Annotated in this window: 11 protein-coding genes; 5 read left to right on the forward strand and 6 right to left on the reverse strand. The window is 66.0% G+C overall.

The genetic code is table 11. From position 1 onward, the window contains the following. Positions 1-41: 41 nt before the first annotated feature. Positions 42-1,610, reverse strand: a complete 1,569-nt coding sequence (locus VNK82_05595) for an AMP-binding protein (GenBank protein HXE90422.1) — start codon at positions 1,608-1,610, stop codon at positions 42-44. A 28-nt stretch (positions 1,611-1,638) separates the two neighbouring features. Continuing rightward, on the reverse strand, positions 1,639-1,884 hold the full coding sequence (locus tag VNK82_05600) for a glutaredoxin family protein (protein HXE90423.1): 246 nt from the start codon (positions 1,882-1,884) through the stop codon (positions 1,639-1,641). A gap of 184 nt (positions 1,885-2,068) precedes the next feature. Here VNK82_05600 and VNK82_05605 point away from each other — a divergent pair, with 184 nt between their 5' ends. The 5 genes from VNK82_05605 (at position 2,069) to VNK82_05625 (ending at position 8,220) form a co-directional block, all read left to right on the forward strand. Continuing rightward, positions 2,069-2,824, forward strand: a complete 756-nt coding sequence (locus tag VNK82_05605) for a TlyA family RNA methyltransferase (GenBank protein ID HXE90424.1) — start codon at positions 2,069-2,071, stop codon at positions 2,822-2,824. Next, a complete protein-coding gene (locus tag VNK82_05610) occupies positions 2,821-3,678 on the forward strand; it encodes an NAD(+)/NADH kinase (GenBank protein ID HXE90425.1) in 858 nt (285 codons plus the stop codon). The genes VNK82_05605 and VNK82_05610 overlap by 4 nt, the downstream gene beginning before the upstream one ends. Before the next feature lie 141 nt (positions 3,679-3,819). Further along, entirely contained in the window at positions 3,820-5,478 is a 1,659-nt protein-coding gene (locus VNK82_05615) for an amidohydrolase (protein ID HXE90426.1), read from the forward strand. A gap of 22 nt (positions 5,479-5,500) precedes the next feature. Continuing rightward, positions 5,501-6,358 carry an alpha/beta hydrolase gene (locus VNK82_05620; GenBank protein HXE90427.1) on the forward strand — a complete coding sequence of 286 codons (858 nt, stop codon included), beginning with the start codon at positions 5,501-5,503 and terminating at the stop codon, positions 6,356-6,358. A 131-nt stretch (positions 6,359-6,489) separates the two neighbouring features. Then, positions 6,490-8,220: a tetratricopeptide repeat protein gene (locus VNK82_05625; protein ID HXE90428.1), complete on the forward strand. Its 1,731-nt coding sequence runs from the start codon at positions 6,490-6,492 to the stop codon at positions 8,218-8,220. Here VNK82_05625 and lysA read toward each other — a convergent pair. The 4 genes from lysA to hpt form a co-directional block, all read right to left on the reverse strand. Continuing rightward, a complete protein-coding gene (gene lysA, locus VNK82_05630; protein ID HXE90429.1) occupies positions 8,217-9,485 on the reverse strand; it encodes a diaminopimelate decarboxylase in 1,269 nt (422 codons plus the stop codon). The two genes, VNK82_05625 and lysA, sit on opposite strands and share 4 nt — an antisense overlap. Before the next feature lie 79 nt (positions 9,486-9,564). Then, positions 9,565-11,313, reverse strand: a complete 1,749-nt coding sequence (locus VNK82_05635) for a GAF domain-containing protein (protein HXE90430.1) — start codon at positions 11,311-11,313, stop codon at positions 9,565-9,567. A 76-nt stretch (positions 11,314-11,389) separates the two neighbouring features. Beyond that, positions 11,390-12,121: a deoxyribose-phosphate aldolase gene (gene deoC / locus VNK82_05640; GenBank protein ID HXE90431.1), complete on the reverse strand. Its 732-nt coding sequence runs from the start codon at positions 12,119-12,121 to the stop codon at positions 11,390-11,392. Between the two features lies 1 nt (position 12,122). Continuing rightward, positions 12,123-12,647, reverse strand: a complete 525-nt coding sequence (gene hpt / locus VNK82_05645; GenBank protein HXE90432.1) for a hypoxanthine phosphoribosyltransferase — start codon at positions 12,645-12,647, stop codon at positions 12,123-12,125. Between the last annotated feature and the right edge of the window lie 85 nt (positions 12,648-12,732).

Raw genomic sequence — 12,732 nt, forward strand, 5'->3', positions numbered from 1 at the left:
GCCGACCGGCGACGAGGGCAGGGTGCCGCGCCAAACGCTTCTTACAGCAGGCTGCGCAGTTCGCGGCGGAGGATCTTGCCCGAAGGGTTGCGGGGGATGGCGGAGACGAAACGCACCTCGCGCGGCTGCTTGTAGCCGGTAAGGCGCTCGGCCACCCAGCCGCAGAGTTCGGCCTGCATCCTGCCGTCGGCGGTGTGGCCTTCGCGCAGAATGACGAAGGCGCACGGGATCTCGCCGGCGACGGGGTCGGGCCGGCCGACTACGCCGCAGTCACGCACCGCCGGATGCTCGAGCAGGACGGCTTCGACCTCGGCGGGAGCCACTGGGAAGCCCTTGTACTTGATGAGTTCCTTGCGGCGGTCGACGATGAAGAAGAAGTCTTCGCGGTCGCGCAAGGCGACGTCGCCCGACCAGTACCATCCCTCGCGCAGCACCTGCGCAGTGGCCTCCGGCGCGCGCCAGTAACCCAGCATGAACTGTGGCCCGCGCATCACTAACTCGCCCACTTCGCCGGCGGGGAGATCGGCGCCGCTTTCATCCACCAGGAGGCATTCGGTCCGCGCCAGAGCATGGCCGATGGAGTCCGGCCGATAGCGGGGCTCTTCGAGGAAACCCATATGGGTGACGGGCGAGGCTTCGGTCATGCCGTATCCCTGGCGCACGCGGATGCCGGTGAGCGAAGTGAAGCGACGGGGCAGGTCGGCGGCCAGCGGCGCGGCGCCGCACTTGGCAGCCCGCACCCGGTGCTGCTTGGGGAATCGTCCTTGCTCGGCCGTCTGGCAGAGCAGGTTGAGCACCGGAGGCACGGTGAAGAGGTAGGAGATGTTCTCCTCGGCGATGTAGCGCACGACGGCTTCCGGATCGAAGCGGGGCATCAGCACGAGCCTGGCGCCGACCATGAGGGCGGGATTGAAAATCACGTTGAGGCCGTAGATGTGGTAGAGGGGGAGGAAGCAGAGCATCACGTCGTCCGAGGTGAAGGTGGCCGCTTCACCGGGGGCCAGGAACTGGTAGACGTTGGTCACCAGGTTGCCGTGGGAGAGCATCACGCCCTTGGGCAAGCCGGTGGTGCCGCTGGAGTAAGGCAGCGCGGCCAGCGCCTCTTCCGGCGCAACATTCGGCGAGGGCAGCGTGGCAGTGACGGGCTTCAGGAGATCGGCAAAAGGGCGTGCACCCGGGGCCGCCTGGCGGGTATAGAAAACGTCGCGCAGGCCGGGCAGGCCGGAGAGATCCATGCCGGCCAGCAGGGCACCGTCGGAGATGAGCAGACCCGCGCCGGAATTTTCCAACTGGTAGCGGACTTCGCGCTCGCGATAGCTGGGATTGAGCGGTGTGGGCGTCGCGCCGGCGAGCTCGATGGCGTGAAAGGCGGCGCAAAACTCCCAGGAATTGGGCAAATAGAGGGCGACGGTCTCGCCCGGGCGGAGTCCCGCGGCCGCCAGGCCTCGCGCCAGGCGCTCGACCAGTTCTCCGTACTCGGCGTAGGTGACGCGGCGGGCGCACGAGGTATCCACCAGAGCGATGCTGCGGGCATGGCGGCGGCACGCCGCGAGGACGGCGTCATGCAGGAAGACCCCGGCGGGATCGGCATAAAGCTCGCTGCGAGCCATGGGAAAGAGATTCTACCGGAAGCGCAACTCAGCGCTCGAGGCGGCGCAGGAAGTCGCGCTCGTCCATGCGGTACTTGAAAGCCTTGCGGCCATTGATGAAGACCACGGGCACTTCGTCGGTGAAGCGGCGGCGAAGGTCGGAGTCGGAATCGACGTCGATCTCGCGCCAGGTGAAGCTGCCGCGGCGCTGCAGCTTGGCCAGCGATTCCTTCACCACCTCGCAGAGGTGGCATCCCTTGCGGGAATAGAGCACGACTTCGTGCGGCGCGGACATGAGGGGAGTGTAGCAAAGCAAGGGCCAGAGAGAGGAACCGGGGATTCTCTCCTGCGAAGACGCACATCTGCCGTTGAGCTTTTCAACATGCTTGTGCATAAGGATGTGGAAAAGCGACGCGCTAGAATCGCTAAGTGCCGATAGCATCATTCTCTTCTCCGGTTTGCACACATCCGAGTGCTGCGTGAAGATCCGCCTGGACAAGCTGCTGGTGGAACGGGGACTGGCGCCTTCGCGCGAGCGGGCGCAGGCGATGATCCTGGCCGGCAAGGTGCTGGTCAACGAGCAGAAAGCGGAAAAAGCTGGAGCAAGTGTGGACGCCAGCGCCGCTATCCGGCTGCTGGGCGAGGACCTCCGCTACGTGAGCCGTGGCGGAGTGAAGCTGGAGCATGCGCTCGATCATTGGAAGATCGATGTGCGCGGGCGCGAGTGCGTGGACGTGGGCGCCTCCACCGGGGGTTTTACCGATTGTCTGCTGCGGCATGGAGCCGCTGCGGTTACCGCCATCGATACCGGCTACGGCCAGATGGACTACCGGCTGCGCCGGGATCCGCGAGTGCGATTGCTGGAACGCACCAACGCGCGCTACCTGAAAGCCGAGGACCTTCCGAGGACGCCCACGCTGGTGACGGTGGACGTGTCGTTCATCTCTGCTACACTCGTGCTCCCGGCGGTGGTGCGTGCGGCCTTCCGGCAGGCGCGAGGCGAGGTTCCGCGTGAACTGATCGTGCTGGTGAAGCCCCAGTTCGAGGCCGGGCGCGAAAAAGTAGGCAAGGGCGGCATCGTGCGCGATCCGGAAGCGCAGGCGGAGGCGGTGGAGAAAGTCCGGCGCAAGGTGTTGGAGGTGGGGGCGAAGCGGACCGACGCCATCGAGTCGCCCATCCGCGGGGCGGAGGGCAATCGGGAATTCCTGCTGTACGCCGTTTTCGACGAGCCATGAAGACCGTCGGCATCATCTCCAAGCCCTACAAGCACGGCGTGGAACGCGTGGCCTCGCAACTGGTGGAGTGGTTGCGGGCGCGGGGCTATCGCGTGGTAGTGGACAGGGAAACGGCGGAGTACGCCGCCGCCGACGAGGCGGTGGTACGAGAGGAGCTGGCCGGCCGCAAGCCGGAGTTCGTGGTGGTTCTGGGCGGGGATGGCACCATGCTGGCAGCGGCCCGGGCCCTGGCCAAAGCGCGCATTCCCATCCTGGGGGTGAACCTGGGCGCGCTCGGATTCCTGACCGAGATCCCGCTGCCCGACCTGTATCCCACGCTGGAGGCGGTGCACGAGCAGCGCAGCGCGGTCGAGGCACGGGCCATGGTGCACTGCCAGTTGGTGCGCGGCGGCTCCTGCCACGCCGAGTACGACGCCCTGAACGACATCGTGGTGGCCAAGAGCGCGCTCGCCCGGCTGGTGGATTTCGAAGTGGAGATCGACGGCGCTTTCGTTTCCACCTACAAGGCCGACGGCATCATCGTTTCGACTCCCACCGGGTCGACGGCGTACTCCCTGGCTGCGGGCGGGCCCATCCTGCTGCCCAACGTGGACGCGCTGGTCATCACGCCGGTTTCTTCGCACGCGCTGACCAACCGGCCACTCGTCGTGCGCGACACCTCCGCCATCACCATCGGAGTCAAAAGCACGCAGGAAGAAGCCTTTCTGAGCGTCGATGGGCAGGTGGGCATGCCGGTGCAGGACGGAGACCACATCGTATGCCGCAAGTCGGACCAGCAGGTGTTGCTGCTGCGACTTTCCAGCCGCACCTTCTTCGACGTGTTGCGGGCGAAGCTGAAGTGGGGAGAAAGATAAGAACGGCGAGCTGTGAACTGCGAACTTCGCACTTCAGTCTCGGCCTAACTTGGTAGAAAAATAGGTCACTTAAAATCAAGCTGAATACACATGAACTCTAAAGTGTTGGTTCACATGTTTGCTTGGTCGATGATGGCGGCCATGAGCTGGGCGCAGGGGCCGCAGGCGGATCTGATCCTTACCAACGCCAAGGTGTGGACGGTAGACAAGTCGCGCCCGGAAGCGGAGGCGGTGGCGGTGCTGGGCGAGCGCATCGTGGCGGTGGGGTCGCGGGCCGAGGTGGAGGCCTGGCGCGGGCCCAAGACCCGCGTACTCGATGCCGGCGGGCGTCGCGTCGTCCCCGGCTTCAACGACTCGCACGTGCACTTCCTGAGCGGCGGGCAGCTTCTGGACCAGGTGAACCTGAAGGACGCCGCGGACACCAAGGAGTTTGTGCGGCGAATCGCCGGAGCGGTGGCCAAGGCGCGCCCCGGCGAATGGGTGCTGGGCGGCAACTGGGACCACGAGAACTGGACGCCGGCCGAGCTGCCCACCCGCGACATGATCGATCCGGTCTCACCCACCACGCCGGTGTTCGTGGACCGCTACGACGGGCACATGGCGCTGGCCAACTCGGCGGCACTGCGCCTGGCCGGGATCACGGAGAAGACGCCCGATCCTCCGGGCGGAACAATCGTCCGCGATGCCAAGGGAAGGCCGACCGGAGCGCTGAAGGACGCGGCCATGGACCTGGTGACGCGGGTGATCCCGCCGCCCAGCCGGGAGCAGATGGAGTCGGCTATCCGCCGCGCGCTCGAGCATGCCGCTTCGCTGGGCGTGACCAGCATCCAGGAGATGACGCCGTCGCTCGGCAGCGCGGAAGGCGAAGGACCCGGCCCCGGATACCAGAACATCGCCATCTACGGAGAACTGGCGGAAAAGGGCGAACTCACGTTGCGCGTCTATGCCGCGCCTCCGCTGGAAAGCTGGGAGCGGCTGGCCAAAGTCGGCCTGCGGCACGGTTTCGGTTCGGCGTATCTGCGCGTGGGTGCGCTCAAGGCTTACGCGGATGGGTCTCTGGGTTCCACGACCGCCTATTTTTTCGAGCCGTACAACGACGCGCCCCAGACGAGCGGGTTGCTCTCCGCCGACATGCACCCCATCACCCGCATGCGCGGGAGGATGATGCAGGCGGATGCCGCCGGATTGCAGCTCTGCATCCACGCCATCGGGGATCGGGCCATCTCCACGGTGCTTGACCTGTTCGGCGATGTGGTAAAAGGCAACGGCGAGCGCGACCGCCGCCTGCGCATCGAGCACGCGCAGCACGTGGCGCCCAAGGACTTCGTGCGCTTCCGTGACCTGCACGTCATCGCTTCCATGCAGCCCTACCATGCCATCGACGACGGGCGTTGGGCGGAGAAGCGCATCGGGCCGGAGCGCATCAAGACCACCTACGCCTTCCGCACCTTCCTGGACGACGGCGTGCGGCTGGCCTTCGGCACGGATTGGCCGGTGGCGCCGCTCGACCCCATGCAGGGCATCTACGCCGCCGTCACCCGCGCCACCCTCGACGGCAAGAACCCCCAGGGCTGGGTGCCGGAGCAGAAGATCTCGGTCGCCGAAGCGGTGGAGGCCTACACCTTGGGCTCCGCCTACGCCGAGTTCCAGGAACAGGAGAAGGGTTCCATCACGCCCGGCAAGCTGGCCGATCTGGTGGTGCTGAGCGACGACATCTTTTCCATCGCTCCGGAGAAGATTAAGGACGTAAGAGCGGAAATCACCATCGTGGGCGGCCGCGTCGTGTTCCAGCGCCGTTAGACTCCTCGCGCAGGGCGGAGGAATGTTCAAGGAACGGATGTTCGATACCGGGCCGGTGAAGTTGAACTATGCGGAAGGTCCGGACTCCGGGCCGCCGCTGGTGCTGCTGCACGGCATCGGGCACCGATGGCAGGCATTCGTTCCCATGCTCCCGGCCCTGACCGCACGCTGGCACATCTACGCCCCGGACTTCCGTGGGCACGGGCGCTCCGGCCGCACTCCCGGAGCGTACCGCGGCGCCGGCTATGTGGTGGATGCGGTCGCGTTTCTGCAGAACATCGTCAAGGAACCGGCCGTGATCTTCGGGCACTCGCTGGGCGGGATCGTGGGCATGTGGCTGGCTTCCAGCCTGGGCCAGCAGGTGCGGGGGCTCATTTTGGGAGACAACGTGCTCACCGCGCAGAGCCTGGCGCAAAACGAGCATCTGCTCGCGCTGTATGCAGCCATTCGCGACCTGGCACAGTCCGGCCGGCTGTTGGATGACCTGGCGGAAGCGCTGGCCGACATCCGGGTGACGCTGCCGGGCAAGAATGAGTCGGTGCGCTGGGGACAGTTCCCCGGGATGGACGCGGCCCTGTTCCGCTTCCTGGCGCAGACCTACAGCCAGATGGATCCGGAAGTGTTCACGGCGCTGCTCGAGGGTCGCGCCACCGACGGCTGGGACGCAGAGGCCATGTTCCGCCAGATCAAGTGTCCGGTGCTGCTGCTGCAGGCGAATCCCGCCTTGGGTGGCAGCATGAGCGATGCCGACGTGCGCGTTGCGATGAGCGTGCTGCCGCGCGTGACCCACGTCCGGCTGCTCGACTTCGGGCACTTCCTGCACCTGCAGCGCGCAGAGCCGGTGGCGCGCGTGGTGACGAACTTTCTGGAATCGTTGTAAGGCAGCCGTCAGCGGTCAGCCATCAGCCTCCAGCCGAAGCGCGCACCTTGTAGAGGTCGTCGTTGTTGCTTCGGGCTCTATTCACGATGAATGATGCAGGATAGAATTGCCCTCCGCTTGACGCGTCCACGGTGACCCTCGAGGTGGATGTGATGCGACAACCCCGATTCTCCCGGCGCCGGTCGATACCGGCGCTCATCGTCGTTGTGCTCGGTTTTCCAACCGGTTTCCTCAACGCGCAAACGTCGCGGACTGCCCAGGCGCCGCCCTCGCGGAGGGCGCAGCCGGGGCCGCCGGGTGCCAGCGCGGAAGCTGGGGCAGCCGAGGGTCTGAAGTATTACCGGGCCAAGGACTACGCCCGTGCGGTCGAAGCCTACAAAAGGGCGCTTGCTCTCCGGCCCAATCCGCAACTCGCAGTCGTGATCTTCAAGAATACGGGCATGGCCTACATGGACCTGAAGCAGTATGACAACGCGGTCGCGGCGTTCCGGGAAGCAGTCCGTCTCATGCCCAACGACTGGGACACAAGATTTGGTCTAGGCTGGGCTCTGCACATGGCCGGACAATACCCGGACGCCCTGACCACTCTGCAGGAAGCGGTCCGTCTGAATCCGAAACATGGGAATTATCACTACTGGATCGGCGCGACCTACCTGTACGGACTGAAGGATCCCGAGAAGGCGCTGGCAGCCTATCGCGAATGCCTTCGCCTCACTCCCGGGGACGCACGCGCCATCTATGACACCGGGGATGCATACCTGAAGCTGCGGAGATATCCGGACGCGGTGACGGCATTCCAGCAAGCCATCCGTCTGAAACCGGACAATCCCGATTACCACGGCGCCCTGGGCCTGGCGTACAGCAAGTCCCTGAGTTTCCCCCAGGCAGCCGCGGCTTACCAGGAAGTCGTGCGCCTCAAGCCGGACGACAAGTACGCCCTTCGAGAGCTGGGGACTGCTTACGCCATGATGAGCAGGAAGCCTGAGGCGATGCAGGTGTACAACCGGCTCCTCAAGGTGGATAAGAACACCGCCAAGTTGCTCCTGGACGACATCCACCGTCCCGGTGGACCGGCGGCCATCCTGGCAACCAATGCGCAGACAGAGAGGCTCGTGTGCGCCATGACGGACGACTGCGACGAAGAAGGAGCCATGGAAGGTCTTCGCAACGCTCAGCGCCTGCACCAGCGCTTGAACCCAAGCGACACCGAGGCGCTGCTCCAGATCGGCGACGCCTATTGGGCGTGGGAGCGTGCGGACGAAGCCGTGGCCGCCTATCGCCGTGTTGTTGCCATGCGACCGAAGCCGGAAGTCCTGGCACGCGCCCACCAGTCACTCGGTATCGTGTTTCACGAGCGCAAGGAGTATGCCCAGGCCGTGCCGGAACTGCTGGAAGCGCAACGCATCAAGCCGGACTATTACACCTCCCAGGTGCTGGGAGAGGCTTACATCGGACTCCAGGACTACCCGAAGGCCGTTTCCGCGTTACAGGACGCCGTCCGGCTCAAGCCCGATTACGCCGACGGACACATGAAGCTGGGCAAGGCCTATCTGGCGATGAAACAACCGGACAAGGCGCTGGCCGAGTTTCAGGAAGTCGTCCGGCTGGAACCCCAGAAGGCCGAGGGGTTTTACGAACTGGGACACACTTACTTTCTCTTGCGTCGTCCTGCCGACGCGGTATCGGCCTTCGACCAGGCACTCAGTCTGGCTCCCAAGCACGCCATGGCGCACTTCGGGCTGGGACATGCCTACCGCGTCATGGGCAGGAGACGCGAGGCGATGCGCGAGTACGAGACCCTGAAGTCGCTGGACCCAAAGCTGGCGCAGGACCTTCTGAACGCGCTGAACCGGCCGAACTAGCGGGCAGAATCTTCCAGGCGCATGAGGTCGGCCGAGGTTTCCCGGCGGCGGATCAGGCGCGCCGTGCGTCCTTCCACCAGCACCTCTGCCGCGCGCGGGCGGGAATTGTAGTTCGAGGCCAGCGACATGCCGTAGGCGCCGGTGTCGAGGATGGCTACCAGATCGCCCTCGGCCATCTCCGGCAGCCTGCGATCGTGGGCCAGGAAGTCGCTCGACTCGCAGATCGGGCCGACCACGTCATGCACGCGCAGCCTGCGGCCGGCGGCGGACGAAACCGGCACGACGGCGTGGTAAGCGTCGTAGAGCGCGGGGCGCAGCAGGTCGTTCATGGCCGCATCGAGGATAAGAAATCGCTTGCGACCGTTGCGCTTCACATAGAGCACGCGGGCAAGGAGCGCTCCCGCCGGTCCCACGAGTGCGCGCCCGGGCTCGAGCAGCAGATGCGCGTCCAGCCCCTTGAGTGGGGCCATGACGGCGCGGGCGTAGGCGGCGAAGTCGGTGGCACCGCCGCGTTCGTACGCGATGCCGAGGCCACCGCCGGCATCAAGGTAGTGGATGCGAAATCCTTCCGACTTGAGCCGGCGCGCCAGGGCTGCCACGCGAGCCATGGCGGAGCGGAACGGCGCCACGCTGGTGATCTGCGATCCGATGTGCACGCTCACGCCCACGACCTCGAGCCACTTTTCCCGGCCCGCCCGGCGGTAGAGGCGCTCAGCTTCCCCGATGGGCACACCGAACTTGTGCTGCCGCAAGCCGGTCGAGATGTAGGGGTGCGTGGCCGCAGGCACATCGGGATTCACGCGCAGCGCCACGGGAGCACGAATGGGGAGGCGTGCCGCGCGTTGGGCGAGCAGCTCCAGTTCGGACGCGCTTTCCACGTTGAACAGCAGGATGCCGGCGCGCAGGGCGGCGTCCATCTCTGCCGCCGTTTTGCCCACGCCGGAGAAGACCACACGCCGGGCGGCACGGCGATCGGCGCGCAGTACGCGCTCCAGCTCGCCGCCTGAGACTACGTCGAAGCCCGCGCCCATCCCGGCCAGCATCCGAAGCAGGGCCAGGCTGGGGTTGGCCTTAACCGAATAACAGACGGTGTGCGGCACACTGCCGAAAGCGCGGTCGAAAGCACGGTAGCGTGCGCGCACAGCGTTCGCTGAATACACGTACAGGGGCGTTCCGAACTTCGCCGCAAGACGCGCGAGCGGGACGCGCTCGCAACAGAGGTCTGAGCGGCGGCGCGGGAAGGCGAGTGGACGCGAAGAAAGCATTGAGAGATTTGGAAATTCGGTAATTGTGTAATTGACGCGGCGCCAAGCGTCAACCAGAACCGCACGAAGCGCAGAGTGGCTACCGCACCTTGATGGCCACCACGGTCTTGTCGTCGAACTGCGGCATGTCGAGGCACTCTTCGCAGGTGGCGTCGAAGATGGCCTGCACGATGTCTCCCGCTGAGCCGTGGCAGGACGCCGCCACCACCTTCTCCAGTCGCTCGCGGCCGAACAGCCCGCCGTACTGGTTGCGCGCATCGGTGACGCCGTCGCTGTAGAAGATGATGACGTCGCCGGGCTCGGTCTGCAGCGTGACCTCCTCGAACTCGGCGTCGTCGAACAGGCCCAGGGGCAGGCCGGTGGCCTGCACCGTCATGGTCTGGCCGTCGCGGCAATGGATGGGACGCGGCAGGCCGGAGTTGGCCACCTGCAGCACGCGCTCGTGGTCGTCCCAGATGCCGTAGATGAGGGAGACGAACTGGGCGTCGATGCCGCGTTCGCGCAGCGAGAGGTTGACGGCGGAGAGCATCTCGGCCGCCGCCGGTTCCGAGGCTGCGGTGGAGCGGAGCAGGCCGCTGACCAGCGCGGCGTACAGTGCGGCGCTGGCCCCCTTGCCGCTGACGTCGCCGATGGCGATGCCGACGCGGTCGAGGGAATAGTCCAGGAAGTCGTACAGGTCGCCGCCGATGGCGTGAGCGGGTTCGTAGCGGGCGGCGATTTCGGCATTCTTCAGCGCCGGACAGCCGGCCGGGAGCAAGCGGAACTGCAGTTCGCGCGCCGTGGCCAGATCGCGCTCCAGCCGCTGCTCTTCCTTCTGCACGCGCTCGTACAGGCGCGCGTTCTGGATGGCGATGGCCAGTTGCGCCGCCAGGGTGGTCATGGTGCGGGCGTGGGTCTCGTTGTAGTAGCCGCGCTTGGTGTGCTCGAGGTCGAGCACGCCGATGACCTTGTCCTGGTGGATAAGCGGCACCACCAGCTCGCTCCGGGTTTCCGGATTGATTTCGATGTAACGGGGGTCCTTCTTGACGTCGGGCACCACCACCGCCTGCTTGTGCTGGGCGGAGTAGCCCACCAGCCCATCGCCGAACGCGATCTCGGTCTTGATCTGCACTTTCTCGTTGAAGCGCACCGAAAAACGGTGTCGCAGCTTGGTGCCGGCCTCGTCCGCCAGCAGGATGCTGAACATGTGGTACTCGACCACGCGCCGGCAGTGGTCGGCGATGCGCTGCATCAGGGTATCCAGATGCAGGATGCCGGTGAGCTCGCGGCTGATCTCATTGAGCAGTTCGAGGGTGCGTGCCTGCCGGGCCACGCGGGTGTACAGGCGGGCGTTTTCGATGCCGGCGGCGATGCGCGAGGCCAGCAGCACCAGCATCCGCTTGTGTTCCTCGGTGAAGGCGTGGGGACGGCTGGACTGCAGGTCGACGACGCCGATGACTTTGTCCTTGGCGATGAGCGGGACGGCCAGCTCGGAGCGCACGCCTTCATGCCCCTCCAGGTAGAAGTCCACCTGGTCGACGTCGTCCACCAGGATGGCTTCGCGGCGTTCCACCGCCTTGCCGGTCACGCCCACGCCCACGCGCAGGCGCAGCTTCTCGATGCGGCCCACGTCATGGCCGATGTGGAAGCGGAGGCGCAACTCCTGGGTCTTCTCCTGCACCAGCAGGATGCCGAAGTGCTCGAAGTCGATCACCTGGCGCACCAGCTCGGCGATGCGCTTGAGCAGCGTATCCAGGTCGAGCGTGGTGTTCATGGCGTCCGAGACGTCGAGCAGGAACGATTCCAGCTTGCGCGGGGCCTCGGCGGCCGGAGTGGAAACGGGATTCATGGCGAAAGACCAATGATAACAGTAGATGCGCGGCGCCTGGGGAAGGCTCCGGCAGTGCGGGAGGACGACTTTTCGTTCAGGAGGAGGCGTTGCCGCAAAGAAATTCGCGCAGGATGGCCACCGCGGAGCTGGTACCGATGCGGTCCGCGCCCGCCTCCACCATGCGGGCCACGTCGGCCACCGTGCGGATGCCACCCGAAGCCTTCACGCCCGCGCGCCGGCCCACCACGCGGCGCAGCAGCGCGACGTCCTCCGCGGTCGCTCCGCCGGAGAGCCCGGTGCAGGTCTTGACGAAGTCGGCCCCCGCGGCGACGGCGCGCTGGGCCGCAGCAATCTTTTCTTCCTCGGTCAGCAGGTTGGTCTCGAGGATCACTTTCACCAGCGCGTCCGCGCTGTGGCCAAGATCGACCACGGACCGAATGTCGCGCTCCACCAGTGCCAGGTCTCCGCTCTTGAGCGCGCCGATGTTCATCACCATGTCCAGTTCGTCGGCGCCGAGACGCAGGGCTTCCGCAGCCTGGAAGCGCTTGACGGTGGTCGCCTCATAGCCGAAGGGGAAGCCGACGGTCGTGCCCACGCGAACCGGCGTCGCATGCAGAATGGAGACCGCCTCTGCCACGTATGCCGGCGGCACGAAAACGCTTGCGAAGCCGTGCTCGGCCGCTTCCTCGCATAACTGCACGATCTGCTCGCGCGTGGCTTCGGCGCGCAGCACGAGCGTGTGGTCGAACAAGCGCGCCAGCTCGCGCGCATCCTTGAAGGGAAGCGGGTTGGTTTGGGCCGCGGCAGCGCCCCACATGGCGCTCATTCTACACGCCGCTCAGGATGCAGATGTCGGGCAGATTGCGATAGCGGCCGCCGAGGTCCATGCCGTATCCCACCACGAAGTTGTCGGCGATGGTGAAGCCCACGTAATCAGCCGTAAAAGGACGGCGGCGGCGGGCCGGCTTGTCCAGCAGCGTCACCACCCGCAGCGAGCGCGGCTGGTGCGCGGCCAGCAGGGCTCGCAGGTAGTGCAGCGTCAGGCCGGTGTCGAGGATGTCGTCGACCAGCAGCACGTTCTTGCCTTCCAGCGACTGGTCCACGTCCTTGAGCAGGCGGACTTCGCCGCTGTGGTCCGTGGAATCGCCGTAGGCGGCGGCGGCCAGAAAGTCGAACGTGGCGTGGACCGGCAGCGCCCGCGCCAGGTCGGCCAGGAAGACGCAGGCGCCCTTGAGCACGCCCACCAGCACCACGGGCTCGCCCGCCAGGTCGCGCGTGATCTCGGCGCCGAGTTCGGCCACGCGGCCGGCAATCTGCTGGCGCGTGAACAGCACCTGCAACTGCGGCTCCATGGTGCGCAATCATCGCACCGGTCTTGCGCTGCCCGCAACGGTTTGCCGCCCGCGAAAGCCAGCGACTAGAATGTTCGCGCGGGAG

Source organism: Terriglobales bacterium (assembly GCA_035573675.1).
GTDB lineage: Bacteria > Acidobacteriota > Terriglobia > Terriglobales > Acidobacteriaceae > DATMAB01.